22 protein-coding genes and 3 pseudogenes are annotated in these 24,522 nt (G+C 68.5%); 8 read left to right on the plus strand and 17 right to left on the minus strand.

Annotated features, from left to right (window positions below; genetic code table 11):
* Nucleotides 1-53 precede the first annotated feature (53 nt).
* Genes ACZ5RK_RS07055 through ACZ5RK_RS07065 form a run of 3 tightly spaced genes read right to left on the minus strand, consistent with a single transcriptional unit; the run spans nucleotide 54 to nucleotide 2,917 of the window.
* Entirely contained in the window at nucleotides 54-830 is a 777-nt protein-coding gene (locus ACZ5RK_RS07055; protein WP_464908582.1) for an ABC transporter ATP-binding protein, read from the minus strand.
* On the minus strand, nucleotides 830-1,705 hold the full coding sequence (locus ACZ5RK_RS07060) for a branched-chain amino acid ABC transporter permease (protein WP_464908583.1): 876 nt from the start codon (nucleotides 1,703-1,705) through the stop codon (nucleotides 830-832). Before ACZ5RK_RS07060 ends, ACZ5RK_RS07055 begins: the two co-directional genes overlap by 1 nt.
* 27 nt (nucleotides 1,706-1,732) lie before the next feature.
* Nucleotides 1,733-2,917, minus strand: coding sequence for an ABC transporter substrate-binding protein (locus tag ACZ5RK_RS07065; RefSeq protein ID WP_054647746.1), 1,185 nt, complete (start codon nucleotides 2,915-2,917; stop codon nucleotides 1,733-1,735).
* A 77-nt stretch (nucleotides 2,918-2,994) separates the two neighbouring features.
* Between ACZ5RK_RS07065 and ACZ5RK_RS07070 the strand changes: the two genes are divergently transcribed.
* Nucleotides 2,995-4,419 carry a lyase family protein gene (locus ACZ5RK_RS07070; protein WP_464908584.1) on the plus strand — a complete coding sequence of 475 codons (1,425 nt, stop codon included), beginning with the start codon at nucleotides 2,995-2,997 and terminating at the stop codon, nucleotides 4,417-4,419.
* Between the two features lie 9 nt (nucleotides 4,420-4,428).
* On the opposite strand, the pseudogene ACZ5RK_RS07075 reads toward ACZ5RK_RS07070, so the two are convergent.
* The 3 genes and pseudogenes from ACZ5RK_RS07075 to ACZ5RK_RS07085 form a co-directional block, all read right to left on the minus strand.
* Nucleotides 4,429-5,355 (minus strand): annotated as a pseudogene (locus ACZ5RK_RS07075) (SLAC1 family transporter); the annotation flags it as partial.
* 24 nt (nucleotides 5,356-5,379) lie between these two features.
* Nucleotides 5,380-6,312 carry an SDR family oxidoreductase gene (locus ACZ5RK_RS07080; RefSeq protein ID WP_464908585.1) on the minus strand — a complete coding sequence of 311 codons (933 nt, stop codon included), beginning with the start codon at nucleotides 6,310-6,312 and terminating at the stop codon, nucleotides 5,380-5,382.
* A 53-nt stretch (nucleotides 6,313-6,365) separates the two neighbouring features.
* Nucleotides 6,366-6,933: pseudogene (locus ACZ5RK_RS07085) on the minus strand (thioredoxin family protein).
* A 68-nt stretch (nucleotides 6,934-7,001) separates the two neighbouring features.
* Here ACZ5RK_RS07085 and ACZ5RK_RS07090 point away from each other — a divergent pair.
* On the plus strand, nucleotides 7,002-9,416 hold the full coding sequence (locus ACZ5RK_RS07090) for a cation-translocating P-type ATPase (RefSeq protein ID WP_464908586.1): 2,415 nt from the start codon (nucleotides 7,002-7,004) through the stop codon (nucleotides 9,414-9,416).
* Between the two features lie 92 nt (nucleotides 9,417-9,508).
* Here the strand turns inward: ACZ5RK_RS07090 and ACZ5RK_RS07095 are convergent, their stop codons facing one another.
* The 11 genes and pseudogenes from ACZ5RK_RS07095 to mglB form a co-directional block, all read right to left on the minus strand.
* Nucleotides 9,509-9,949, minus strand: a complete 441-nt coding sequence (locus ACZ5RK_RS07095) for a universal stress protein (RefSeq protein ID WP_464908587.1) — start codon at nucleotides 9,947-9,949, stop codon at nucleotides 9,509-9,511.
* Nucleotides 9,950-9,952: 3 nt separating this feature from the next.
* Nucleotides 9,953-11,677 (minus strand): ribonuclease J, encoded by a 1,725-nt coding sequence (locus ACZ5RK_RS07100; protein ID WP_464908588.1) that lies wholly within the window; start codon nucleotides 11,675-11,677, stop codon nucleotides 9,953-9,955.
* 61 nt (nucleotides 11,678-11,738) lie between these two features.
* Nucleotides 11,739-13,881 (minus strand): annotated as a pseudogene (pnp, locus tag ACZ5RK_RS07105) (polyribonucleotide nucleotidyltransferase).
* A 58-nt stretch (nucleotides 13,882-13,939) separates the two neighbouring features.
* Nucleotides 13,940-14,209, minus strand: a complete 270-nt coding sequence (gene rpsO, locus ACZ5RK_RS07110) for a 30S ribosomal protein S15 (protein WP_054647101.1) — start codon at nucleotides 14,207-14,209, stop codon at nucleotides 13,940-13,942.
* 69 nt (nucleotides 14,210-14,278) lie between these two features.
* Nucleotides 14,279-15,424: an MFS transporter gene (locus ACZ5RK_RS07115; protein WP_464908589.1), complete on the minus strand. Its 1,146-nt coding sequence runs from the start codon at nucleotides 15,422-15,424 to the stop codon at nucleotides 14,279-14,281.
* Nucleotides 15,421-15,867 (minus strand): hypothetical protein, encoded by a 447-nt coding sequence (locus ACZ5RK_RS07120; RefSeq protein ID WP_464910069.1) that lies wholly within the window; start codon nucleotides 15,865-15,867, stop codon nucleotides 15,421-15,423. Before ACZ5RK_RS07120 ends, ACZ5RK_RS07115 begins: the two co-directional genes overlap by 4 nt.
* A gap of 104 nt (nucleotides 15,868-15,971) precedes the next feature.
* A complete protein-coding gene (locus ACZ5RK_RS07125; RefSeq protein WP_464908590.1) occupies nucleotides 15,972-17,660 on the minus strand; it encodes a b(o/a)3-type cytochrome-c oxidase subunit 1 in 1,689 nt (562 codons plus the stop codon).
* A gap of 3 nt (nucleotides 17,661-17,663) precedes the next feature.
* Nucleotides 17,664-18,170: a cupredoxin domain-containing protein gene (locus ACZ5RK_RS07130; protein WP_054647185.1), complete on the minus strand. Its 507-nt coding sequence runs from the start codon at nucleotides 18,168-18,170 to the stop codon at nucleotides 17,664-17,666.
* A gap of 3 nt (nucleotides 18,171-18,173) precedes the next feature.
* On the minus strand, nucleotides 18,174-18,278 hold the full coding sequence (locus ACZ5RK_RS07135) for a cytochrome c oxidase subunit 2A (RefSeq protein WP_054647186.1): 105 nt from the start codon (nucleotides 18,276-18,278) through the stop codon (nucleotides 18,174-18,176).
* A 189-nt stretch (nucleotides 18,279-18,467) separates the two neighbouring features.
* Entirely contained in the window at nucleotides 18,468-19,058 is a 591-nt protein-coding gene (gene mglA, locus ACZ5RK_RS07140) for a GTPase MglA (protein WP_464908591.1), read from the minus strand.
* A gap of 1 nt (nucleotide 19,059) precedes the next feature.
* Complete coding sequence (mglB, locus tag ACZ5RK_RS07145) at nucleotides 19,060-19,548, minus strand: GTPase-activating protein MglB (RefSeq protein ID WP_464908592.1); 489 nt, start codon at nucleotides 19,546-19,548, stop codon at nucleotides 19,060-19,062.
* A gap of 17 nt (nucleotides 19,549-19,565) precedes the next feature.
* Here mglB and ACZ5RK_RS07150 point away from each other — a divergent pair, with 17 nt between their 5' ends.
* The 6 genes from ACZ5RK_RS07150 (at nucleotide 19,566) to efp (ending at nucleotide 24,404) form a co-directional block, all read left to right on the plus strand.
* Complete coding sequence (locus ACZ5RK_RS07150; protein ID WP_464908593.1) at nucleotides 19,566-20,891, plus strand: M20/M25/M40 family metallo-hydrolase; 1,326 nt, start codon at nucleotides 19,566-19,568, stop codon at nucleotides 20,889-20,891.
* A 62-nt stretch (nucleotides 20,892-20,953) separates the two neighbouring features.
* Nucleotides 20,954-21,835, plus strand: a complete 882-nt coding sequence (speB, locus tag ACZ5RK_RS07155; protein WP_464908594.1) for an agmatinase — start codon at nucleotides 20,954-20,956, stop codon at nucleotides 21,833-21,835.
* A gap of 28 nt (nucleotides 21,836-21,863) precedes the next feature.
* Nucleotides 21,864-22,751 carry an alpha/beta hydrolase family protein gene (locus tag ACZ5RK_RS07160; protein ID WP_464908595.1) on the plus strand — a complete coding sequence of 296 codons (888 nt, stop codon included), beginning with the start codon at nucleotides 21,864-21,866 and terminating at the stop codon, nucleotides 22,749-22,751.
* Between the two features lie 10 nt (nucleotides 22,752-22,761).
* Complete coding sequence (locus ACZ5RK_RS07165) at nucleotides 22,762-22,926, plus strand: hypothetical protein (protein ID WP_464908596.1); 165 nt, start codon at nucleotides 22,762-22,764, stop codon at nucleotides 22,924-22,926.
* Nucleotides 22,927-22,932: 6 nt separating this feature from the next.
* Complete coding sequence (locus ACZ5RK_RS07170) at nucleotides 22,933-23,853, plus strand: hypothetical protein (protein ID WP_054647187.1); 921 nt, start codon at nucleotides 22,933-22,935, stop codon at nucleotides 23,851-23,853.
* Nucleotides 23,850-24,404: an elongation factor P gene (efp, locus tag ACZ5RK_RS07175; RefSeq protein ID WP_464908597.1), complete on the plus strand. Its 555-nt coding sequence runs from the start codon at nucleotides 23,850-23,852 to the stop codon at nucleotides 24,402-24,404. The genes ACZ5RK_RS07170 and efp overlap by 4 nt, the downstream gene beginning before the upstream one ends.
* Nucleotides 24,405-24,522: the final 118 nt, after the last annotated feature.

The raw sequence follows: 24,522 nt of genomic DNA on the forward strand, positions 1-24,522 counted from the left end.
CGAGAGGGCCTTGACCCCCTTGAAGGAGAGGTGGAGGTTTCGGGCCTCGAGGATCACACCCACCTTTTCCTCCTCCGGTAGCGCCTGGCCTGGCGGAAGCCCACCTCCTCCTTCCCCAGGTAGAACTCCATCACGTCCTGGTCCTCGGCGGCCTCCCTGGCGTCCCCCTCAAAGACCACCCGCCCCCTCTCCAGCACGTAGACCCGGCCCACGATGGAAAGGGCCGCCCGGGCGTTCTGCTCCACCAGGAGGAGGCTTAGGCCCTTCTCCCGCATCAGGGCGTCCAGGGTCTTCATCACCTCCTCCACCAGCCTGGGGGCGAGGCCTAAGGAGGGCTCGTCCACCACGAGAAGCTTGGGCCGGGTGAGGAGGGCCATGCCCAGGAGGAGCATCTGCTGCTCCCCCCCCGAGAGGTACCCCGCCTGCTCGTGGCGGCGCTCGTAGAGCCGGGGGAAGCGGGCGAAGACCTCCTCCATGCCCTCCTTGAGCGCCCTCGGGGGAAGGCGGTGGCCGGCCGCCACCAGGTTCTCCACCGGGGTCAGGTAGCGGAAGAGGGGACGGCCCTCCAGGACGGCGGTGAGGCCCATCTGGGAGATCCTTACCGGGTCCAGGTGGGTGGCGTCCTGGCCGAGGAGGCGCACCTTGCCGTCCAGGACCCGCCCCTCAAACTTGGGAAGAAGGCCTGCGATGGCCCGCACCAGGGAGCTTTTCCCGGCGCCGTTGGGGCCCAAGAGGGCCACGGCCTCCCCCTCCTTCACCTCCAGGGAGACCCCGTCCAGGGCCAGGATGACCCCCCGGTAGACCACCTTGAGGTTCTCCACGGAAAGCATCACACCCTCTCAATCTGCCGTTCCCCGAAGAGGCCGTAGGGCCTCACCAGGAGGACCAGAAGGACCACCACGAAGGGCAAGGCCTCCGTGAAGCCTGGGAGGTAGGCCTCCAGGTAGCGCTGGGAGAGGGCCTCGAGGACCCCCAGCAAAAACCCCGCCACCAAAGCCCCACCCACGGCGTCCAGCCCCCCCAGGATGGCCACGGGGAAGACCTTGAGGCCAAAGAAGACCAGGTTGTACCCCACCCCGCTCCCCACGGCCAGGAGCGCCCCGGCCAGGGTGGCGAGGAGGGCGGAAAGCCCCCAGACCCCGGCCAGGATGCGGGCCGTGGGGATGCCTAAGGCCAAGGCCGCCACCTCCCGCTCGGAGATGGCCCGCACCAAGACCCCGTAGCGGCTCTTCCTGAGGAGCCAGAGGAGGCCAAGCCCCAGGGCGAGGGCGAGGAGGAGACTCCACGCCGCCCGGGAGGGGACGAAGACGCCCCCTGCCTCAAAGCCCAGGTCGGGCAGGCTCCCCGGGAGGTACTTGAGGTCCGGCCCCCAGAGGAGCTGGACCCCCCCGTCCAGGGCCGCCGCCAGCCCGATGGTGGCCATGATCACCGCCACCACGCTCCGGCCGAGAAGCGGCCGCACGAAGCCCCGCTCCACCAGGATTCCGAAGAGGAAGGCCAGGGGCAAGGCGGCGAGGATGGCCAGGGGCAAGGGCAGGAGAAGGGCGAAGGTGTAGGTGAGGTAGGCCCCCACCAGGAGGAACTCCCCGATGGCGAAGTTGACCACGCTGGTGGCGCGGAAGACCAGCACGAACCCTAGGGCCAGGAGGCCGTAAAGGGCCCCGTTGGCCAGGCCGCCGATGAGGTAGGGCAGGAGGTCGGACAAGGGGGCCTCCGGATGCCGAGGGGGGGCCTAGGCCAGCTTGAGCCAGTCGGTGATGGCGTTGAACCGCCCGTCCTTGACGCTCGCCCGGTAGAGCTTGGTGTAGGGGATGCGGTGGTTTACGAACTGGAAGCCCCGCGTCAGGCCCAGGGCGTTGTAGTCCCCGATCTTCTCCAGGTACTCCACCACCCCGGCCCGGGTGAGCTTCCCCGCCTGGGCGGCGCGGCGCATGGCCTCGGCCACCCCTAGGGCCACCGCCAGGCTTCCCATGTAGTAGGTGGGGCGGTAGGAGGTGTCCCGGCCCTTCTTCTGGCGGAACTTCCGCATCTCGTCCACCGCCGGCACCAGGGTGTCGTACCAGTAGGGGTTGTGGTAGGTGACGGTGAAGCCATCGGCGGCGGGCCCCGCCCGCTGGATGAGGACGAGCTCGGCGGAGTAGTAGGTGCCCATGAACTGGGCCCTAAGCCCTTGCTCCCTTGCGGCCCGGAGGATGAGGGGCTCGGCGGAGAGGGCGTAGCCTTGGAGGAGGACGAAGTCGGGGTTGGCCCGGCGGAGGTTGAGGACCACCGGGGTGGCGTCGGTGAAGGCCGGGGGGGTCACCTCCTCGTGGACCACCTCCATCCCCAAGGCCTTGGCCCGCTCCTTGGCGTAGGGGATGGGGTCGCGCCCGAACTCGGTGTTGGAGTAGACCAGGGCGATCCTGGCCCGTCCCTTCTGCAGGCGCACCTGGCGCAACAGGGCCTCCATCATGTCGTTGTAGGTGGGGCCGAAGACGAAGATGGTGGGGTACTTCTCGGGGTCGGCGAGCTCGCTGGCGAAGCTGGTGGCGGAGTAGGGAAGGCCGATCCTGGCCACCTCGGGGGCCAGGGCCTTGGAGAGGCCCGTGGAGTCCCCGTAGACGAAGAGGAGCTCCTCGGGCCTCTCCCGGGAGAGCACCCGGTTGAAGGCCGCCGTGCCCTTGGCCACGTCGTAGCCCGTGTCCTCCACGATGAGCTCCAGCTTCCGCCCGGCGATGCCCCCCAGGACCTCGTTCACGTAGTCCACCCCGTCCACGAACCCCTCCCGCCCGGCGTTGCCGGCGAAGGCGAAGGGGCCGGTGAGGGGGAGTAGGGTGGCGAGCTTCACGGGACGCCCTTGGGCGCTGGCGAAGTAGGGCATGCCCACCGCAGCCAAGGAACCTACGCCAAGCCTCCTGAGGAACTCCCTGCGCTTCATGCCTGCCTCCTTTCGGCTTGTACCTGGGGCAAAGATAACACGCCCTTCCCCCTTTGGCAAGCCCTTAGGATGGGGGCATGCGCTGGCACGGGGTTTTCCGCCGCTTTGTCCTGGCCCGCCACTACCGCTTCGCCCGGGAGGCCTTGGTGCCCCACTTCTTTGACGCCCTCACCGCCTACGCCCTGGAGCTGGCCCGCCTGGGCCTGCCCCACGCCCGGGAGGCCGTGGCCGCCTTGCGGGAGCTCCGCACCCTGCCCCTCCCCAGCTTCACGGGGGAGGTGGAGGACGTGTTCTTCTCCATCCAGGCCCAGCTCGCCGAGCACTGGGGGGAGGAGGTGGCGGGGGCGGTGCGCCGGGGGCTTTCCCGCAACGACCTGGACCTCACCGTTTTCCGCGCCCATCTGCGGGACCGGGCCCTTTCCCTCCTGGCCGACCTCCTCCGCCTGCGGAAGGAGGTGCTCCGCCAGGCGGAGCGGTACCGGGGGGCGGTGGTGGTCCTTTCCACCCACCACCGCCCGGCCCAGCCCTCCACCCTGGACCACTACCTCCTGGGGGTGGAGGCCCTCCTCTTTCGGGACACGGAGCGGCTTTTCCGGGCCCTTTCCACCCTGAACCGCTCCCCCTTGGGGGCGAGCGCCCTGGCGGGGGCCCCTTACCCGGTGGACCGCCTCCGCCTGGCCCGCCTCCTGGGCTTTGAGGGGCCGGTGGAGAACACCCTGGACGCCGTGGCCTCGGGGGATTACGCCCTGGAGCTGGCCTCGGCCCTGGCGGGCCTGGGGGCGAGCCTGAGCCGTTTCCTCACGGACCTCCTGGCCTTTGCCGCCCGGGAGGCCTTCGGGGTGGGGGAGGGGCTCTCCCAGGGGTCCAGCTTCATGCCCCAGAAGCACAACCCCGTGGTCCTGGAGCACGCCCGCATCTACGCCGGCCGCCTCCTGGGGGGGTATGCCCCCTTGGCCCTCCTGAACCACAACACCCCCTTCACCGACCTGAACGACCACTCCACCGGGGTCCTGGAGCCCCTCGCCGAGATGCTCTTCGTGGCCGAGGCGGCGGTGGAGCTCACCCGGGTGGCCCTGGAGGAGGGGGGTTTTCTTCCGGAGCGCCTCCTGGCGGAGTTCTCCCCCGAGGTGCTGGCCTCGGAGGCGGTGGACCTCCTGGTGCGCAAGGGGGTTCCCCTTCCCGAGGCCTACCGCAGGGTGCGGGGGGCCCTTCCCGGGCTCAGGCCGGAGCTTTTGGGGGTGGAGCGGGAGGAGCTTCTGGCCTGGATGGACCTCGAGGCCTTCTTCGCCCGGCGGGAGGTCCTGGGGGGCGTGGGGCCCAGGGCCCGGGCCGAGGCCCTCTCCCGGGCCAAGAAGCGGCTCAGGGCCGACCGGAAGGCCCTAGCCGCCCTGCGGGCGCGGGTTCGCCTGAGCCGCCGCTGGCTTCAGGACCTCCAGCCGGAGGAAGGCCAGGAGGGTGCGCAGGAGGAGGGGCAGGTAGAAGGCGAGAAGCACCAGGAATAGCCCCCAGGAGAGGAGGGCGAAGACCCGGCTCGCCAACCCCTCGGCCAGGGCCCGGGTGCCTAAGGTGAAGGCGGCCAGGGGGAAGACCAGCCCCCAAAGCCCCGGCTGGAAGGCCAGGCGCACCCGGTGGAGGAGGAGGTTTTCCAGAAGGAGGGCCATGGCCAGGGCAAACCACCAGCCCCCCAGGCCCCAGAGGGCGGCCCCCAGGAGGTAGAGGCCCTCGAGGCTCCCCGGATACAGCCCGGCCTCCCGGGCTCCCCCGAAGAGGAAAAGGGGGGCCAGGATGCCCACCCCCACCGGGGCCAGGCCGATGAAGAGGGAGGGCACCAGCTCGGGGGCGGGGCGCTCGTGGGCGTAGAGGCGGCCGAAGAGGGTGGCCCCCACCCAGAGGAAGAGGACGAGCCCGAGCCCCAAAAACATGAGGAGCCAGAAGTAGGCCTCCCGGGCCCAGGGGCCCAGGAAGGGGAGGAGGGGTCCCCCCGCCAGGGGCACCACGATGGCCGAGACCGGGGGGATGAACCAGGTGCCGTTGGCCGCCTCAAAGGGGAGGCGCAACCGGGTGAAGACCAGATAGCCCAGGAGGAGGCTCACCAAGAGGGTGAGGGGGGCCCCCAGGGCGAAGAGGGGAAGGGCGAGATCCGGCCACCCCGCCACCTTCAGGCTGGCCAGGCCGAAGAGGAGGAAGGCCAAGGGGAAGGTGGCGTAAAGCTGGGAGAGCAGGGGGTGGTGGAGCTCCTGCCAGACCTGGCCGGGGTGGCGGAGAAGCTTTCCCAGGAAGAAGGCCAGGCTTAGGGCAAAGAGGAGGCCGGTGAGGGTGTAGGCTCCCAGGGCCAGGGCGGGGAGGCCAAAGGCCTTAAGGGCCAGGGCTACCCCGCTTCCCCCCATGACGGCGGCGAACCAGGCGGGGTTGAAGAACCGGACGCTCATGGGGCCCATTTTGGGATACCTGGGTGGGGTAGGTCAATGCCCCCGGAAATGCTCCACGGTGAGGCGGATCCCCTCCCCGAAGCCCACCTCGGGCCGCCAGCCGTGGGCCATGAGCTTCAGGGGGGAGAGGACGCTCCTTTCCAGGTCCCCGGGGCGCGGGGGGGCGTGGACCACCTCCGGGGTCTTAAGGGCGGCCTCGGCCACGGTCTTTAGGACCTCCGAGGTGGTGTGCCCCTCCCCGGTGCCCACGTTGTAGACCCCTTCCAGGGAGAGGAGGGCGAGGGCGTGGGCCCGGGCCACGTCCTTCACGTAGACGTAGTCCCGCACGCACCCCTCGTCCCCCGGGGTCTTCCGGGCGTAGAGGGTCACGGGTTCCCCCTTAAGCACCCGCTCGGCGAAGATGGCCACCACCCCCGCCTCCCCGTGGGGGTCCTGCCTGGGCCCGTAGACGTTCCCGTAGCGCAGGGAGACCCACCTGAGCCCGTAGCTCTGCCCGTAGACGGCCAGGTAGTGCTCAAAGGCCGCCTTGCTGGCGGCGTAGGGGCTTTTGGGGCGGGGGGGCCAGGTCTCCTCGGCCCTCTCCCCCTCGGGCACCTCCCCGTAGATGGCCCCGCCCGTGGAGGCGAAGACGAGCTTTTCCACGCCGAACTTCCGGCAGGCCTCCAGGAGGTTCATCCCCCCCAGGAGGTTCACCTCAAAGTCCAGGAGAGGGTTTTCCACGCTCACCTTCACCGAGGCCTGGGCCGCCTGGTGGGAGACGTGGGTAGGGCGGAACTCCCGGAAGACCCCCTCCACTCCCTCCTTGTCCCTTAGGTCCACCTGGAAGAGGGGGACGCCCTCGGGCACGTTCTCCCGCTTGCCCGTGGCCAGGTTGTCCAGGACCGCCACCTCCATCCCCCGGGCGAGGAGGTCCTCCACGATGTGGCTTCCGATGAAACCGGCGCCGCCTGTGACCAGAACGCGCATAGAAACCCCCGGGCCGAAGCCCGGGGGTAGTGTACCAAAGCGTTACCCTGGGCCTAGGCGATCTTGACCTCCGGTTCGTTGCCAGGCCTCCACTTGATGGTGCAGCCGATGGCGGGGGCCTCCTTGAGGGGGGGCTCCTGGCCCTGGAGGAGGGCCTCTGATGGCCACCTCGAGGTCGTGGCTTCGCACCTCCTCCGGGAACTTGGGGCTGTCGTTCACCCGGCCGTGGTAGCGCAGAAGCCGCCTCTCGTCAAAGAGGAAGACCTCGGGGGTGCGCAGGGCCCGGTAGGCCTTGGCCACCTCCTGGCTCTCGTCCAGGAGGTAAGGGAAGAAGATGCCATGTTCCTCGGCGAAGGCCACCATCTTCTCGGGGCTGTCCTCGGGGTACTTCTCGTAGTCGTTGGGGTTGATGCCCACGAAGGCCACCTTGCCCCGGTACCTCTCCGCCAGGGCCACCAGCTCCCGGATGGAGCCCTTCACGTAGGGGCAGTGGTTGCACATGAAGACCACGGCCAGGAGAGGCTCCTGGAACTGGGAGAGCCGGTACCGCCCCCCCCTCGGGTCGGGGAGCTCGGCGTCGATGAGGGGGCTTTCCAGGGGAAGCTCGGGGTACTGGAGCATGGGCCCAGGATACCAGGGAGGTTTTCCTCAGGACAAGGGCCCCGGGAAGGTTCGGGTATCCTGGTCCCGTGGCGGGGCTCACCTCGGAAGAGGCCGGGAGAAGGCTTAGGGAGCACGGGCTCAACGCCCTTCCCGAGCGTCCGCCCGAGCCCTTTTTCCGCAAGTTCTTCCGCCAGTTCCAAAGCCCCCTCATCCACGTCCTCCTCTTCGCCCTCCTGGTGGACCTCCTCCTCTGGCTTTATGAGGGGGCGCGGGGCGTGCCCTTGGAGTCCTTGGCCATCCTGGCCATCCTGCTCCTCAACGCCCTCCTTGGCGCCTTCCAGGAGAAGCGCTCCGAGGAGGCCTTAAGGAGGCTCAAAGCCCTGGCCGAGCCCCTGGCCTGGGTCCTGAGGGACGGGGAGTTCCGCCGCCTGCCCGCCCGGGAGATCGTCCCGGGGGACGTGGTGCGCCTCGAGGCCGGGGACCGGATTCCCGCAGACGGCCGCCTCCTGGAGGCCAGCGGGGTCCTCTTGGACGAGAGCCTCCTCACCGGGGAAAGCGTCCCCGTGGAGAAGAACCCGGGGGACGAGGTCTTCGCCGGGACCCTCCTCGCCCGGGGCCGGGCCCTTCTGGAGGTGACCCGCACGGGGCTGGAAAGCGCCATGGGCCGGATCGCCCGCCTCCTCGCCGGGATGGAGGAGGAGAAGACCCCCCTGGAGCGCCGCCTTCACGCCTTCGGGCACCGGGTGGCCCGCCTTGTCCTCCTTCTGGCCCTGGCCCTCCTCCTCCTGGGCTTTCTGGTGGAGGGATTTTCCGCCAGGGTGCTCCTCTTCGCCGTGGCCCTGGCGGTGGCCGCCGTCCCCGAGGGGCTTCCCGCCGTCCTTACCTTGGCCCTGGCCCTGGGGGTGGAGAGGATGGCCCGCCGCAAGGCGGTGGTGCGGCGCCTTGCGGCGGTGGAGGCCTTGGGGAGCGTCACCGTCATCGCCACCGACAAAACCGGCACCCTCACGGAAAACCGCATGGAGGTCCAGGCGCTCCAAAGCCCAGACCCCCACCGGGCCCTTCTCGCCCTGGTCCTCTGCAACGACGCCGACCTCGCCACGGGGGCGGGGGATCCGCTGGAGCTCGGCCTCCTCCGCTACGCCAGCCGCTTCCTGGACCCCGAGGAGGTGCGGCGGGAAAACCCCCGCCTCTCCGAGCGCCCCTTTGACAGCGCCTGGAAGTTCATGCGGGTCACCACCCCCCTGGGGAGCTTCCTCAAGGGGGCCCCGGAGGCCCTCATCCCCCGTCTGGCCCTTCCCCAAGGGGAGAAGGCCAGGCTTCTTGAGGAGGCCGAGGCCCACGCCGCCAGGGGCTTTCGCGTCCTGGCCCTGGCCTTCGGGAAGGGGGAGCGGGAAGAGGGTCTGGAGTTTTTGGGCCTGGTCCTCCTCCTGGACCCGCCCCGTCCCGAGGTGCCCGAGGCCGTGTCCAGGGTCTTGAAGGCGGGGGTCAGGGTGGTGATGGTCACCGGGGACCACCCGGCCACCGCCCTGGCCATCGCCCGAAGGGTGGGGATCCCGGCGGAGGTGGTGGCCACGGGGGAGGAGATCGGAGAGCTTTCCGAGGAGGAGCTTCTTGAGGTGGATGTTTTCGCCCGGGTCCGCCCGGAGGACAAGCTCCGCATCGTGGAGGCCCTGCAGAAGGCGGGGGAGGTGGTGGCCATGACCGGGGACGGGGTGAACGACGCCCCGGCCCTCAAGCGGGCGGACGTGGGCGTGGCCATGGGGGTAAGGGGCTCGGACGTGGCCCGGGAGGTGGCGGACCTGGTGCTTCTGGACGACAACTTCGCCACCATCGTGGCCGCCATAGAGGAGGGGCGGAGCATCTACGAGAACATCCAGAAGTTCCTGCGCTTCCTCTTCTCCACCAACCTCTCAGAGGTGCTGGTGGTGGCCCTGGGGATGGCCTTCGCCGCCCTCTTGGGCCTCCGCCACGAGGCCGGTCACCTTCTCCTCCCCCTCACCGCCGTGCAGATCCTCTGGATCAACCTGGTCACCGACGGGCTTCCCGCCTTGGCCCTGGCCCTGGACCGGAACCCGGGGGTCCTCTCGCGTCCTCCCAGGCCCAGGGAGAGCCCCCTTCTGGACCCCCCCTCGGTGCGCTTCATCCTCCTCACCGGGAGCGTGAAGGCGGGGATGGCCCTCCTCCTCCTCGCCCTCCTTCCGGGCCTGGTGGGCCTCGAGGGGGCCCAGAGCGCCACCTTCCACTTCATGGCCATAGGCCAGCTCTTCTTCGCCTACGCCGCCCGGCACACCCACCTCACCCCTCTCCCCAACCCCTACCTGCACGGGGCGGTGGCCCTGGGGGTGGCGGTCCAGGTCCTGGTGGGCACCCTGTTCCCCGGGGCCCTGGAGGCCGCCCCCCTCCCCTTGGGGGCCTGGCTCCTGGTGCTCCTGGCGGCCCTTGGGGCCTGGGGCTTGGCGGAGGGCGTGGATCGGGTAGTCTGGCGCAAGGAGGGAAGATGAAGGAACTCACGGCCAAGGAGGTGATGGTGAGCCCGCGGTGTGGGGAAGCTCGCCGTCCTCTCCTGGGACACCCTGGTGGGCCTCCTTTGGCTTTACGCCCTGCGGTAGGGCACCAGGAGCAGGGGCTTGGGGCTCCTGCGGGCCACCTCCCGGGCCACGCTCCCCAGGAGGAGCCGGTCCAGCCCCGTGCGCCCGTGGGTGCCCAGGACCAGGAGGTCGTGCTTCTCCGCTTCCTTCAGGATGACCTCCGCCGCCAGGCCCTCCAGGAGGTGGGCCTCAAAGGGCACCCCCATCTCCTCGGCCAGGCGCGTGCCCCGGTCCAGGGCGGCCAGGCCCGCTTCGCGCAGGTCTTCCAGAAGCTCCCGGTAGTAGGGGAGGGTTTCGGGGCCCAGAAGAAGCCTCGGGCCCAGGGGTTCCAGGACGTGGAGGAAGGCCACCCTGGCCTTCAGGGCCTGGGCCAGGCGGAGGCCCTCCCGCACCCCCGCCTCCGCCGCCTCGCTCCCGTCGGTGGGTAGGAGGATGGACCGGTACATCCCTCACCCCTCTATGACCACGGGCAGGATCATGGGGTCGCGGCCCGTGGCCTTCTTCAGGAACTTCTTCACCGGGTAGTAGATATCGTCCCGGATGCGCTCCAGGGGCTTCTTCTCCCGGAGGCCTTGGAGGAGGGCCTCGAGGGCCATGCGCCGCACCTCCCCAAGGAGCTTCTCCCCCGCCTTGACGAAGCCCCGGGAGATGACCTCCACCACGGGCTCCTCGTCCGCCAGGGCGGTGATCACCACCAGGCCCTCCTCGGCCATGTGGCGGCGGTCGGCCAGGATCTCCTCGGTGATGTCCCCCACCCCCAGGCCGTCCACGTAGAGCACCCCGTGGGGCACCTCCCCCACCTTCTCAAAGGTCTCCCGGGTGAGGCGGTAAAGGGCTCCGTTCTCCCCGATGAGGGTCTTCTCCGGGGGGCGGCTCATGGCCTCGGCCAGCCACTTGAAGTTCACCTGGTGCCGCACCTCCCCGTGCCAGGGGAGGAAGAAGCGGGGGGTGGTGAGGTTGAGGATGAGCTTGAGCTCCTCTTGGGAGGCGTGGCCCGAGGCGTGGACCTTGTAGGTGGGCGGGTAGAGGACGTAGGCCCCCAGGGCATAAAGGCGGTTGATGACCCGGTTCACCGCCTCCTCGTTCCCGGGGATGGGGCTACTGGAGAGGATCACCGTGTCCCCCGGCTTGATGGCCATCTTGGCGTGCCCCTCAAAGGCCAGGCGGTGGAGGACGGACATGGGCTGGCCCTGGCTCCCCGTGGCCAGGATGAGGACCTGGTGGTCGGGGAGGTCCATGACCTCCTCCAGGGTGTAGAGGCGGTCCTTTACCTTGAGGTAGCCGAGCTCCAGGGCGATGCGGCTGAACTTCAGCATGCTCCGCCCCTCCATGGCCACCTTGCGCCCGTACTTCTCCGCCGCCCAGATCACCGCCTGGATGCGGTGGATGTGGCTGGCGAAGGTGGTGACGAAGACCCGCCCGGGGGCGCGCCCGATGACCCGGTCCAGCTCCTTGGCGATCTCCGCTTCGCTTGGGGTGTAGCCCGGCCTTTCGGCGTTGGTGGCGTCGGCGATGAGGAGCAGAACCCCTTCCGCCCCCGCCTGGGCCACCTTGGCCAGGTGGGAGACCTTCCCGTCAATGGGGGTGGGGTCCAGCTTGAAGTCCCCGGTGTGGACGACGGTGCCGATGGGGGTGCGGATCACCACCCCGGAGTTGTCGGGGATGGAATGGGTCATCCGGAATAGATCCAAGGTGAAGTACCGCCCCACCTGGATGCGGTCGTCGGGGGAGATCTCCTTGAGGTGGAAATGCCCCGGCCTCAGGCCGAACTCCTCCAGCTTTCCCCGGAGAAGCCCCAGGGTGAGCCGGGCCCCGTAGATGGGCACCTGGCTCTCCTTGCCGAAGACCATGGGGAGGAGGAAGGGAAGCCCTCCGATGTGGTCCTCGTGGCCGTGGGTGAGGACCCAGGCCTTGATCTGGTGGCGGTGCTCCATGAGGAAGTCCACCCGGGGGATGAGGAGGTCCACTCCCGGCATCCCCTCCTCGGGGAAGGCCAGTCCCCCGTCCAGGACGAAGATCTCGTCCCGGTAGCGGAAGGCGGTGATGTTCTTGCCGATCTCCCCCATCCCCCCCAAGGGGATGATCTCTAGGGCCTCCTGGCCTCCCCCCTGGGGCGGGGCCTCCGGCGGCCGGCGGCGCCGCCTCTTCCTGGGTTTGCGCTCTGGGTTTTCCATGGGTCTCCTTCCTCCCGGACGCGCCGGGACGCTTCCTAAACCATAGGGCTTCCCCTTGGGGCTAGCGCCGCCTCGGGGGGATCTTGCCTTCCAGCTCGGGGCGGATCAGGTCAATCTTGCCCTTCTCGTCAATGCGGTGGACCTTGACCTTGATCACGTCCCCCACCTTGAGGTGGTCCTCCACCCGCTCCACCCGGCCTGGGGCGATCTGGCTGATGTGGAGGAGCCCCTCCGTGCCGGGGAAGAGGCTGATGAAGGCGCCGAAGGGGGTGATCTTGGTGACGGTGCCCTCGTAGACCTCGCCCACCTTGGCCTCGCGGGTGAGGTCCTCTGATGCGCCTCTTGGCCTTCTCTGCGGCCTCGAGGTCGCTGGAGTAGATGCGCACCGTCCCGTCTTCCTCTATGTCCACCTCCACCCCGATTTCCTCCAAAGCCCGCACGTTCTTGCCCCCGGGGCCGATGACCAGGCCGATCTTCTCCACGGGGACCTTGAGGGTGAGGATCCTGGGGGCGAAGGGCTTGAGCCCGGGGCGGGGGGCGGGGAGGACGGCCTCCATCAGGTCCAGGATCTTAAGCCTGGCCTCCCGGGCCTGAAGGAGGGCCTCCTTGAGCACCTCCCGGGGAAGGCCCCCCACCTTGTTGTCCATCTGCAGGGCGGTGACCCCCTTGCGGGTCCCCGCCACCTTGAAGTCCATGTCGCCCAGGGCGTCCTCGAGGCCCAGGATGTCCGTGAGGATCACCGCCCGGTCCTCCTCCCACACCAGCCCCATGGCCACCCCGGCCACGGGGGCCCGGATGGGCACCCCGGCGTCCATGAGGGCCAGGCACCCGGCGCAGACCGTGGCCATGGAGCTACTGCCGTTGGACTCCAGGACATCCCCCACCACCCGGATGGTGTAGGGGAAGGCCTCCTGGGGGGGGAGCACCGCCTTGAGGGCCCGCTTGGCCAGATTTCCGTGGCCCACCTCCCGGCGGGAAACGCCCCTAAGGCGCTTCACCTCCCCCGTGGAGAAGGGGGGGAAGTTGTAGTGGACCAGGAAGGGGTCGGTCTCGTCAATGCCCAGGTCGTCAATGATCTGCTCGTCCCGGCCCGTGCCCAGGGTGACGGTGCCCAGCACCTGAGTCTCCCCCCGGGTGAAGACGGCGGAGCCGTGGGCCCGGGGCAGGACGTCCACCTCAATCCAGATGGGCCTCAGGTCCTTGGGCCCGCGGCCATCCGCCCGGCGGCCTTCCTCCAGAACGAGCCTGCGGAGCTCCTTCCGCACCACCTCGTCAAAGGCGCTCTCGTAGAGGGGCTTCTTGCCCTCGTCCGGGGCGCCGTCCTCCCCTTTGGGCAGGACCTCGGCCACCAGGGCCTCGGCGAAGGCCGAGAGGGCCCGACTCCTCTCCCCCTTGCTGGCCGTCTGGAGCACCTGGGAGAGCCCCCTTTCCAGGGCCAGGCGGTAGAAGGCCTCCTTTTCCTCCTGGGAGAGGGCTTCGGGCGGGGTCCAGGCCATCTTGGGCTTGGCCAGCTCCCGGGCCATGGCCTCCTGGAGCTCCAGGATGGGCTGCATCTCCCGGTGGGCGAACTCCAGGGCCTGGACCAAAAGCTCCTCGTCCACCTCCTGGGCTCCCGCCTCCACCATGAGGATGGCCTCCCGGCTTCCCGCCACCACCAGGTCCAGGGCGCTTTCCTCCAGCTCCTGCAAGGTGGGGTTCAGAACCAGCTGCCCCCCGATGAGCCCCACCCGCACGGCGGCGATGGGCCCCCCCCAGGGGATGTCGGAAAGCAGGAGGGCGGCGCTGGCCGCCGTGGGGCCCAGGATGTCCGGGGGGTTCTTCTGGTCGGCGGAAAGCACCGTGACGATCACCTGGACCTCGTGGCGGAAGCCCTTGGGGAAGAGGGGCCTGATGGGCCGGTCCGTCATGCGGGCCGAGAGGATGGCCTTTTCCCCGGGGCGCCCTTCCCGGCGCATGAAGCTCCCGGGAATCTTCCCCACGGCGTAGTGCCGCTCCTCAAACTCCACCGTGAGGGGCAGGAAGTCGGCGGCCACCGGTTCCTCCGAGGCCTGGGCCGTGGCCAAGACTACCGTCTCCCCGTAGCGCACCAGGACCGAGCCTGCGGCCTGCTTGGCGTACTTCCCCGTTTCCAGGACGAGCTTGCGCCCGGCCACCTCGGTCTCGTAGCGGCGGGCCTGGGGTGTGTTGGGCGTGGCTTCTGGCATGGCGTTCCTCAAGGAAAAGGCGGAGCCCTAAGGCCCCGCCCCCGACCTAAACCCCAGTTTACTTCCTGAGCCCCAACTTCTCAACCAGGGCCCGGTAGCGCTCCGGGTCCTCCCGCTCCAAGTAGCGGAGAAGCCTCCGGCGCTGCCCCACCAGCATCAAAAGGCCCCGGTGGGAGTGGTAATCGTGCTTGTGGGCCTTGAGGTGCTCGGAGAGGCGGTTGATGCGCAGGGTGAGCAGGGCCACCTGCACCTCGGTGCTCCCCGTGTCCCCGGGGAAGCGGGCAAACTCCTGGATGATCCGCTGCTTCTCTTCCTTGGTGATCGGCATTTTTACCTCCGTCAGGGGGGAAGGCGCTAAGGCCCCTTCCTCCTCAAAGGCGGGCACCCCCCGCCAGACCTAAGCATAGGGAGCCCGGACCCGGCCGTCAACCAGGAAGAGGAGGAGGGCCAAAAGGGCCAGGCCCGCCCCTACCCCGAAGGCCCATGGGGCCCCGAAGGCCTGCCAGAGGAGGCCGAAGAGGAGGCTTGCCGGGAGGAGGAGAAGGCCCATGAGGGTGTGGTAGAGGCCGATGGCGCTGGCCTTCTCCCCCTCGGGGACCAGGGTGGCCAGGTAGGCCCGGCTGGCGCCTTCAAAGGCCGCGGAGTAGAGGCTGTAGAGGAGAAGGAAGGCCACCCCTTGGGCGGGGCTTTGCGCCAGGGCGAAGCCCAGGTAGACCAAGGCGTACAGGCCGTAGCCCAGGGCCACCACCCGCCTCAGGCCCACCCGGTCCGCCAGGCTCCCCAAGGGGTAGGCCAGAAGGGCGTAGGCCAGGTTGTAGAGGGTGTAGGCCAGGGTCACCTGGCTCTCGGAGAGGCCCAGGTCCTTGAGGCGCAGGAGCAAAAAGGCGTTGGAGGAGAGGGCCAGAGTGAAGAGGCCGGAGATCCCAAGAAAGCGGCGGTAGCCCGGGCCCATGCGGGCAAGGCGCAGGGGGGGGAGGGTCTTGGGGGGCCTTAGGGTCTCCCTCAGCCGGAGGAGGAGGAGAAAGGCCAAGAGGGCGGGCACCGCCGAGAGCCAGAACACCCCCCGCACCCCCACCGCGGGCAGAAGGAGGAAGGCCACGAGGGGCCCCAGGGTGGCCCCCAGGGTGTCCAGGCCCCGGTGGAGGCCGTAGGCCCGGCCTAGGGCCTCCCTGGGGACGCTTTCGGCGATCAGGGCGTCCCGGGGGGCCGTACGGAGGCCCTTTCCCGTGCGGTCCAGGAAGCGGTAGAGGAGGACGTGCAGGGGGCTTGTGGCCAGGGCGAGGATGGGGCGGAAGAGGGCGGGGAGGCCGTAGCCCAGGAGCAGGAAGGGGCGTCTCTGCCCCAGGCGGTCGGAAAGCCTCCCCCCCACCACCTTGAAGAGGCTGGCGGTGGCCTCCGCTACCCCCTCCACCAGCCCGATCACCCCCGCCCCCGCCCCCAGGCCCGAGAGGAAGAGGGGCAGCAGGGGGTAGACCATCTCGCTGGCCACGTCCATGAGGAAGCTCACGAGGCCCAGCAGGTAGACCAAGGGGGGGAGCCTCACGGGCGGTACCTCCAGAGAAGCCAGAGCAGAAAGGGCTCGGGCAAGACCATGAGGAGGGAAAGGGGGTCCAGGGGTGCCGGGGAGAGGAAGGCCAGGCCCAGGGGCGTGGCGAAGGGGAGGGGCAGGGTGCGGGTGAGGAGGAAGAGGAGAAGGAGGGCCAGGGAAAGGCCCACCCCGAGCCGCCACAGCCAGGGGGCGAAGGGAGGGTCCCGGTCGGGGTACATGAGGCGGAGGACCATGAGCCCCAGGGCGTAGGTGACCTTCAGGGCCAGGAGGGCCAGGAAGAGCTGCCCGTAGAAGTAGTACTCGCTCACCAGCCCGTACTTCACCGCCTCGGCCTCGGAGACCCCCAGGGCGCTCCCGCAAAGCCCTTGGCCGATTTCCTCCGAGAGGCCAAGCCCCAGGAACTGCAGCAAAAAGGGGGCGAGGGAGAGCCCCACCATCCAGGGGAGACCGGGTCCGGGGATGAAGGCCACCCTAAAAGCTTTTCCCCTTTTCGGGAAAAGGTCAAGGGCCAGGAATCCCTGGCCCTTGACCCAAGGCGGGTTTACCAGAGCCGCATGCCCGGCACGGGGTGGAGGTTGCCGAAAAGCTGCACCAGGGTGGGCCCGTAGGCCAGGACCACCAGGACCACCGCCACGGCGAACCAGAAGCCGACGCGGTCCATGGCCTGCACCAGCCTCCGGTCCTCGGGGCCCGAGAGGACCTCGGCGAAGGGCACGGGGGCTTCGGCGAGCTCCGGCCGGCGCTCCCTGCCCAGAAGGACGCTGAAAAGCCCGTAGATGAAGAGGAGCAGGGCCACCAGGAGGACGATGCCCGCCAGGATGTTGAAGACCATGGGCATGGCGGCCTGGGGGTAGGCGTCGGGCACCTGGGAGATGTAGGCCCTCCGGGGCACGTTGAGGAGGCCCGCCCAGTGGAGGCCCACGGCCATGAGCATCATCCCGATGAACCAGAGCCACACCACCGCCAGGCCGAGCCGCCTTTGGGAGTCGGAGATGGGCTTCCCCGTGAGGTTGGGGATGAGCCACCACAGGGAGCCCATGCCCGTGAGGGTCACCAGGCTCGCCACCTGGAGGTGGAAGTGGCCCGGGATCCAGGCGGTGTTGTGGACCACGTAGTCCAGGGTGAAGCTGGCGTTCACCAGGCCCCCTGCGCCCCCGGGGATGAAGCCGATGAGGCCCAGGACCGGGGCCACGAAGGCGGGGTTGTCCCAGGGAAGGGCCTTGATCCAGCCGAGAAGGCCCTTACCTCCCCGCATGCGCCCGGCAAGCTCCAGGCTCGCCGCCACGGTGAAGGCGGTCATCAGGCTCGGCACCGCCACGAACATGGTGAGGATGGAGTGGATCATCTTCCAGGTGGGGTCAATGCCGGGATCGGCGAACTGGTGGTGGAACCCCACCGGGGTGGAGAGGAGGAGGAAGAGGAGGAAGGCCAGGCGGGCCATGGGGTCGGAGACGAGCTTGCCCCCGGCCTGCTTGGGAAGGACGGTGTAGATGATGGCGTAGGCGGGCATGAGCCAGAAGTAGACGATGGGGTGGCCCGTCCACCAGAAGAGGGTGCGGGCCACCAGGGGGTCCACCCCCTGGATGAGCCCGAAGGACCAGGGCAGGAGGAAGAGGACGGCCTCGAGCACGAGCCCGATGGAGGCGATGAACCACATGAGCCAGAAGACCACGGCCAGGTAGGTGACCAGGGGGGTCACCTTGCCGGGGTTTTCTGCCTTCCAGCGCCGCCAGAGGTCCAGGACCAGGTAGATGCTCACCCAGCTGGAGAGGACGAAGAGGCTCGCCCCCAGATAGAAGGCCCAGTGGCCCTTAAGGGGCGGGTAGAAGGTGTAGAGGACGGTGGCCTCGTTGGCGAGGAGGGGAAGGGCGGCCACCAAAAGCCCGATGAAGGCCATCCACCAGGAGAGCCACATGAGGCCCATGTTGGGCCTGAGGTTGAGCTCCCTGGCCGGCAGGTAGACCATGGTGGCCTGGGCGAAGAGCTGGGTGAAGACGATGGCGTTCAGCACCCCGTGCAGGGTCAGGCCCTGGTAGTAGGACTGGACGAAGGGGAGAAGGCGCTTTAAAAGGGGGTAGGCGTCCACGTTCCCGTAGTTCAGGGCCTGGAAGGGGCCGAAGAGGCTTCCCACGATGACGGCGAGGAAGCCCAGCACCAGGAAGTAAAGGGTGGCCTTCTTTTCTGGATAGGCCTCGTAGATCCGGCTAATCTCACCGCTACGCACCGCCATGGCTCACTCCTTCACCACGATCTTTCCGAACATGTTCTGGTGGCCGAGGCCGCAGTACTGGTTGCAGATGATGCGGTACTCGCCCGGCTTCTTGAAGGTGTAGCGCACGGTGGAGACCTCGCCCGGGATCACCTCCACGTTGACGTTGGTGCCCTCCACGTGGAAGCCGTGGATCACGTCGGGGCTCGTGATCTTGAAGACGATTTCCGCATCCTTGGGCACCTCAATGGGGTTGGGCTGGTAGCCAAAGGCGAAGGCCAGGACGTGGACCGTGTACTGGTTGGGGCCGGTCTGGACCACCGCCTGGGCGGGGTCGGCCCAGGGGCCCTCGGCGCGCACCTTGGTGGGGTCCACCTGCTCCAGCTTTCCTGCCGGGATCACCCCGGCGGTGTGGGTGGCCAGGGTGTAGGCGATGAGGGCGATGAAGACCACCAGCATGGCCAAGGAGAAGGCCAGCCAGCCCTTTTCGTACGCCAGGATGGCTTTGTGGGCTTTGTGCTCGTCCACCATACCCTACCCCCTAGCAAAGAAGAGCGCGTATACCCCCAGCCAGAAGACCAGGATGGTGAGGGTAAGAACCAGTATCACTCCCATGGCGCCGACCGGTTTTTCTTCCATACCCTTCCTCCCTACGGCGGGTTGCCGTATACGCCGCCTATTGTAGTGAAGGTGGGGGGAAAGGGAGAAGTACATTTGTCCCTGCTTATAAGGGCAGTACGGGGCGGGGGTAAGGGAGCGCATCCCCGGACACGGCATCCGGCACCGGGTTTCCTCGCCCTGGCCTCTACGAAGGTTTTGCTGGGGGGCCTAGGCCCCGCTTCCCACCCGGGTCAGGACCAGGCGGCTCACTTCTTTTAGGGTTTCCAAGACTCCCTTGCCCTCGGTAGCCACCGCCTCAAACACGGGGAAGCGGCCCTCGGGGTCCACCACCGCCCGCACCATCTCCACGGGGAGGGCGTCGGGGAGGTCCCGCTTGTTTACCTGGAGGACGGTGGGGATGTCTTCCACCTTCAGGCCGTACTCCGCCAGGTTTTCCCGCATGTTGCGCATGCTCTCGGCGTTGGCCCTAAGGCGGTTCGGGGCGGAGTCGGCCACGAAGACGATGCCGTCCACCCCCCTTAGGATGAGCTTGCGGCTGGCGTTGTAGAAGACCTGGCCCGGCACGGTGTAGAGGTGGAAGCGGGTCTTAAACCCCTTGACCTCCCCCAGGTCCAGGGGCAGGAAGTCAAAGAAAAGGGTGCGCTCGTCCTCCGTGGCCAAGGAGACCATCTCCCCCTTGCGGCCTTCGGGGATCTTGCCGTAGATCCACTTGAGGTTGGTGGTCTTTCCGGAAAGCCCGGGGCCGTAGTAGACGATCTTGAAGTTGATCTCGCGGTTGGCGAAGTTGATGGTGCTCATGCTAGCTCAAAAGATCGTCCAGGAGGGCCTTGGCCCCTTCGCGGTACTCCGTGTCCAGGCGGAGCTTGGGCGGGTGGGCCAGGGCCTCCTCGGCCAGCCGGGCCAGGGCCTCCGCCGCCCGCTTGCCGTAGAGCTTCACCTTGCCCAAGGGAGCGTTCTCGTCAAAGACGAGGAGCAGGAGGGCGTGCTCCCCCGCCTCGTCCACATAGAGGCCCATGCGCTCCCCTTGGAGGACCTGCTCCTGGAAGCGGGCCTCCCCCAGGAGCTTGGCCAGGGCCTGGGTGGCGGCGGCGTTGCCCGCCGCCAGGGTGGCCAGGGAGTCCAGGGGCGGGGGCTTGGGGGCCCAGAGGGCCTCCTTGTGGACCAGGACGAAGCCTTTGCGGTCCACCAAAAGGCCGTAACGGGCCCCGGTTTCCCGGAGGGTTTCCTCCAGCACCCGGAGGGCTTCCTCGTAGAGGGCCCCGTAGAGGACCAGGGAGGGTTCCACCATAGTATGCTCAGTCTACCATGGAGGCCTTTATCGCGGAGGCGCGGGCGCTCCTTGCGGAGCTTGTGGCCGTTCCCTCGGTGAGCGCCGAGGGGCGGGCCTTGCGGGAGGCGGCGGAGAAGGTGGTGGCGCTTTTGCAGGAGCTGGGCCTATCCGGGGCGCTCCACGAGGGGTACGGCCCCCCCGTGGTCTACGCCGAGGGCGGGGAAGGGGAGAAGACCCTCCTCTTTTACAACCACTACGATGTCCAGCCCCCGGACCCCCGGGAGCTTTGGGAGAGCGATCCCTTCACCCTGGTGGAGCGGGAGGGGGCCTGGTGGGGCCGGGGCGTCCACGACGACAAGGGGGAGCTGGTGGCCCGCCTCCTGGCCCTCAAGCTCTTCAAGGAGCGGCACGGTTTCCTTCCCCGGGTGAGGTTCGTGGTGGAGGGGGAGGAGGAGGTGGGAAGCCCCCACCTCGAGGCCTACGTGGCCGACAAGAAGGACCTCCTGAAGGCCGAGGCCATCCTGTGGGAGGCGGGGGGCGTGGACGCCAAGGGGAGGCCCTACCTCTACGCCGGGCTCAAGGGCATCGTGGCCCTGGAGCTGAGGGTGCGGACGGCGGCCTTTGACCTCCACTCCTCCTACGGGGCGGTGGTGGAAAACCCCATCTACCGCCTGGGCCGGGCCCTGGCCTCCCTGCGGGACGAGGAGGGGCGGGTCCTGATCCCGGGTTTCTACGATCGGGTCCGCCCCCTCACCCCCTTGGAGATGGAGGTTTTGGCCGAGATCCCGGACGAGTCGGAGGCCCTTAAGGAGGCCTTCGGCGTCAGGGACTTCCTGGGCGGGGCGAGGAACCTGGACTTCAACCAGCGCCTTTACGCCGAGCCCTGCGTCAACTTCAACGGCTTTCATGCGGGCTACGGGGGGCCCGGGTCCAAGACCGTCCTCCCCGCCGAGGCCTTCTGCAAGCTGGACTTCCGCCTCGTCCCCGACCAGGACCCGGAGGAGATACCCAGGCTCCTTCGGCGCCACCTCGAGGCCCAGGGCTTCCACGACGTGGAGGTGGTGGTCCTGGAAAAAGGGGAGCACCCCGCCCGTTCCGACCTCGCCCACCCCTTCGTGGGCCTGGCGCGGCGGGCTTTGGAGGAGGCCTTCGGGGAGAGGGCGGTGCTCTACCCCAACATGGCGGGCTCGGGGCCCATGCACCCCTTCCTCCACCACCTAAAAGCCCCGGCGGTGGGCCTTGGGGTGGGCTACCCGGGAAGCCGCGTCCACAGCCCCAACGAACACATCCGCATCCGGGACTTTGAGCGGGGGGTGCGGGCCATTCTGCGCCTCCTGGAGCTTTTCTTCCTGGGCCGCTAGGAGTAGGGGCCGGGGGGCGCGTGTTGCGGAACCCAGGAGGGGGCGCTTAGGCTTTTTGGGGTATGCGCCTGGTTTTCGGCGAGCGAGACACCCCTTACGAAGCGGCCCGGGTGGTGGTCCTGCCCGTGCCTTATGACCTCTCCCTCTCCTTCCTTCCGGGGGCCCGGAGGGGCCCCGAGGCCATCCTCCTGGCCAGCCGGGAGCTGGAGCCCTTCCTCTTGGAGCTCGAGGTGGCCCCGGAGGAGGTGGGGATCCACGCGGCGGAGCCAGTCCCCTGGGTGGCGGGGATGGCCGAGGAAAGCCATCTCCTCATCCGGGAGGAGGCCCTAAGGCACCTTAAGGCGGGGAAGTTCGTGGTGGCCCTCGGGGGAGACCACTCCATCACCCATCCCTTGGCCCTGGCCCACCGGGAGGTCCTGGGGGAGTTTTCCCTCCTCCACATAGACGCCCACGCCGACCTCTACCCCGAGTGGCAGGGCTCGGTCTACTCCCACGCAAGCCCCTTCTACCGGCTCTTAGGGGAGGGGTTTCCCCTGGTGCAGGTGGGGGTTAGGGCCATGGACCGGGACGCCCTGGTTCTGGCCCGGGAAAGGGGCGTGGCCCTCTTCCCGGCCCACCGGATTCACCGGGAGGGGCTTCCCCTGGAGGAGGTCCTTTCTGTCTTGGGAAAGCGGGTCTACATCTCCTTTGACTTTGACGCCCTGGACCCCTCCCTCATGCCCAGCGTGGGGACCCCCCTCCCCGGGGGGCTTTCCTACCGCCAGGCGGTGGACCTCCTGGAGGCCGTCTTCCGGGAGAAGGAAGTGGTGGGGATGGACTTCGTGGAGCTTTCCCCAAACGGCCAGTTCCACGCCGAGATGACCGCCGCCCAGCTCATCTACCACGCCATCGGCCTGAAAGGGCTTCAGGCGGGGTGGCTTGCCCGGGAGGCGGACCACATTTAGCCCACCTCCGGCCCTTTAGCCTGGGGGCATGCGCCCCGGGCTTTGGCTTCCCTTTCTCCTCCTCCAGGCCCTGGCCCAGGTCCTCACCCTTCCCGAGCTTCGGGCCCGCCCCTACGGGGAGGGGGGTTTCCGCGTGGAGCGCACCCTGGAGGAACGCCCCCGCTTCACAAGGGTTCAGTTCTCCCACCTCTCCGAGGGCCTCCGGGTCCACGGCTTCGCCAACCTCCCCAAAGGCAAAGGGCCCTTCCCGGTGGTGGTGGTCCTACATGGCTACGTGGAGCCGAGCCGCTACCGCCTCCTCGCCTACACCACCCCTTACGCCGACTTCCTGGCGGAGCGGGGCTTCCTTGTCCTTCACCCCAACTACCGGGGCCATCCCCCCTCGGAGGGCCTCCCCGCCCGGGGCCTCCGCCACCCCTACGCCGTGGACGTGCTGAACCTGGTCGCCGAGGTGCGAAGAGGGGCCTTCCCCCAGGCGGACCCCGCCCGCATCGCCCTCTTCGGCCACTCCATGGGGGGCGGCGTGGCCCAGCTGGTGAGCCTGGTGGACCCCGCCCTTAAGGGCGTGGTCCTATACGGGAGCATGAGCGGGGACGAGCGGAGGAACCTGGAGCGGATCCGCTACTGGTCGGGGGGAGCTCGGGGAGAGGAGCTTTTCACCCTGCCGCCCGAGCTCCTCCGGCGGGCCTCTGCCTGGACTTACCTGGCGGAGCTTTCCGTGCCCTTTAGCGTCCACCACGGCCTTTACGATGCCCAGGTGCCGCCGGAATGGTCCTGGGAGCTTTGCCGCAGGCTCAAGGCCCTGAAGAAGCCCGTGGAGTGCTTCCGCTACCCCGGGGGCCACCTCTTCCGGGGAACGGTGGACCAGGCCTTTCGCGGGAGGGCGCTTTCCTTCCTCCTGCGGGTTTTGCGCTAGGCTTTAGGGGATGGCGGCCTTTTTGGCGAACCTTCCCGCCCTCCTCCTGGCCCTGGCCTTCGGGGCGGCGGTCTTTGGCGTGCTGGCCAGGCTTCTTGGGGCCGAGAGGGTCTGGCCCTTCTTCGCCTCCGCCCTCCTCTTCCTCCTCCTCGCCCTCTTTTTCCGGGTAGAATAGCCTCCCGTGGCGAAGCGTGTGGTCTCCGTTTCCCTGGGGTCAAGCCGCCGCGACTCCGTGGCCGAGGTGGAGGTCCTGGGGGAAAAGATTCTCCTGGAGAGGCGGGGTACCGACGGGGACTTCCAGGGGGCCCTCTGCCTCATCCGGGAGCTGGACGGGAAGGTGGAGGCCATCGGCCTCGGGGGGATTGACCTCTACCTGGTGGCGGGGGGGCGGCGCTACACCATAAGGGACGCCCGGAAGCTTAAGGAGGCGGCCAGGAAGACCCCGGTGGTGGACGGTTCGGGCCTCAAGCACACCCTGGAGCGGCAGGCGGTCTTTGCCCTTTCCTCCCTCTTTGACTGGAAGAAGACCCGGGTCCTCCTGCCCTCGGCGGTGGACCGGTTCGGCCTGGCCGAGGCCCTGGACCAGGTGGGGGCCCGGGTGCTTTACGGGGACTTCCTCTTTGCCCTGGGGCTTCCCATCCCCCTTTACTCCCTCTCCCTCTTGCAGAAGCTCGCCTACCTGCTCCTTCCCCTCCTTACCCAGCTCCCCTTTGGTCTCCTTTACCCCACGGGAAGGAAGCAGGAGGAGCGGGTGGTGGACTGGCGGAGCCGCTACTACCTCTGGGCCGACCTGGTGGCCGGGGACTGGCACTACCTCAGGCGGTACATGCCTGACCAGATGCGGGGCAAAAGCGTCCTCACCAACACCACTACGGAGGAGGACGTGGCCTTCCTGAGGGAGCGGGGGGTGAGGTACCTCATCACCACCACCCCGAGGCTAGAGGGCCGCAGCTTCGGCACCAACGTCATGGAGGCCCTCCTGGTGGCCCTGGCCGGGCGGGAGCTTGGGGAGGAGGAGTATCTCCGGTATATTGACCAACTGGGGCTGAAGCCCCAGGTCCTGGACCTGGAAGGAGCCCAGGCAAGTCCGGAGGAAGCATGATCAGCGTGACCGATCTCCGCCCTGGCACCAAGGTGAAAATGGACGGCGGCCTTTGGGAGTGCGTGGAATACCAGCACCAGAAGCTGGGCCGCGGCGGGGCCAAGGTGGTGGCCAAGTTCAAGAACCTGGAGACCGGGGCCACCGTGGAGCGCACCTTCAACTCCGGGGAGAGGCTCGAGGACATCTACGTGGAAACCCGGGAGCTCCAGTACCTCTACCCCGACGGCGAGGACCTGGTCTTCATGGACCTGGAGACCTACGAGCAGTTCCACGTGCCCAAGGACCGGGTGGAAGCGGCCCGCTTCCTCAAGGAGGGGATGACCGTCCTGGGGGACATGTACGAGGGCCGGCCCCTGAAGATCTCCCCCCCCACGGTGGTGGAACTCAGGATCGTGGACACCCCTCCCGGGGTGCGGGGAGACACGGTCTCCGGCGGTTCCAAGCCCGCCACCTTGGAGACGGGGGCCGTGGTCCAAGTGCCCCTCTTCGTGGAGCCCGGGGAGGTCATCAAGGTGGACACCCGCACCGGTGAGTACGTGGGCCGGGCTTGACCTGGGGTGTTTCCGGGCTCCGGCGCTCCCGGGGCCTGGGCCTTCGTTTATGACGGGATTTTGACCGGGCTCAAGAAAAGGTTGAACCCCCGCGCCCTTCAGGTATGCTTTAGGCCAC

The sequence above is a fragment of the Thermus kawarayensis JCM 12314 genome (assembly GCF_055393575.1).

Bases quoted from the DNA above. Each gene is read 5' to 3' on its own strand.
- rpsO (WP_054647101.1), bottom strand. From the start codon at position 14,209: ATGCCGATCACCAAGGAAGAGAAGCAGCGGATCATCCAGGAGTTTGCC.
- ACZ5RK_RS07055 (WP_464908582.1), bottom strand. From the start codon at position 830: ATGCTTTCCGTGGAGAACCTCAAGGTGGTCTACCGGGGGGTCATCCTG.
- ACZ5RK_RS07065 (WP_054647746.1), bottom strand. From the start codon at position 2,917: ATGAAGCGCAGGGAGTTCCTCAGGAGGCTTGGCGTAGGTTCCTTGGCT.
- efp (WP_464908597.1), top strand. From the start codon at position 23,850: ATGATCAGCGTGACCGATCTCCGCCCTGGCACCAAGGTGAAAATGGAC.
- mglA (WP_464908591.1), bottom strand. From the start codon at position 19,058: ATGAGCACCATCAACTTCGCCAACCGCGAGATCAACTTCAAGATCGTC.
- ACZ5RK_RS07130 (WP_054647185.1), bottom strand. From the start codon at position 18,170: ATGGTGGACGAGCACAAAGCCCACAAAGCCATCCTGGCGTACGAAAAG.
- ACZ5RK_RS07080 (WP_464908585.1), bottom strand. From the start codon at position 6,312: ATGCGCGTTCTGGTCACAGGCGGCGCCGGTTTCATCGGAAGCCACATC.
- ACZ5RK_RS07160 (WP_464908595.1), top strand. From the start codon at position 21,864: ATGCGCCCCGGGCTTTGGCTTCCCTTTCTCCTCCTCCAGGCCCTGGCC.
- ACZ5RK_RS07125 (WP_464908590.1), bottom strand. From the start codon at position 17,660: ATGGCGGTGCGTAGCGGTGAGATTAGCCGGATCTACGAGGCCTATCCA.
- ACZ5RK_RS07100 (WP_464908588.1), bottom strand. From the start codon at position 11,677: ATGGAAAACCCAGAGCGCAAACCCAGGAAGAGGCGGCGCCGCCGGCCG.
- speB (WP_464908594.1), top strand. From the start codon at position 20,954: ATGCGCCTGGTTTTCGGCGAGCGAGACACCCCTTACGAAGCGGCCCGG.
- mglB (WP_464908592.1), bottom strand. From the start codon at position 19,548: ATGGTGGAACCCTCCCTGGTCCTCTACGGGGCCCTCTACGAGGAAGCC.
- ACZ5RK_RS07095 (WP_464908587.1), bottom strand. From the start codon at position 9,949: ATGTACCGGTCCATCCTCCTACCCACCGACGGGAGCGAGGCGGCGGAG.
- ACZ5RK_RS07070 (WP_464908584.1), top strand. From the start codon at position 2,995: ATGCGCTGGCACGGGGTTTTCCGCCGCTTTGTCCTGGCCCGCCACTAC.
- ACZ5RK_RS07150 (WP_464908593.1), top strand. From the start codon at position 19,566: ATGGAGGCCTTTATCGCGGAGGCGCGGGCGCTCCTTGCGGAGCTTGTG.
- ACZ5RK_RS07135 (WP_054647186.1), bottom strand. From the start codon at position 18,278: ATGGAAGAAAAACCGGTCGGCGCCATGGGAGTGATACTGGTTCTTACC.
- ACZ5RK_RS07120 (WP_464910069.1), bottom strand. From the start codon at position 15,867: ATGGTGGGGCTCTCCCTCGCCCCCTTTTTGCTGCAGTTCCTGGGGCTT.
- ACZ5RK_RS07165 (WP_464908596.1), top strand. From the start codon at position 22,762: ATGGCGGCCTTTTTGGCGAACCTTCCCGCCCTCCTCCTGGCCCTGGCC.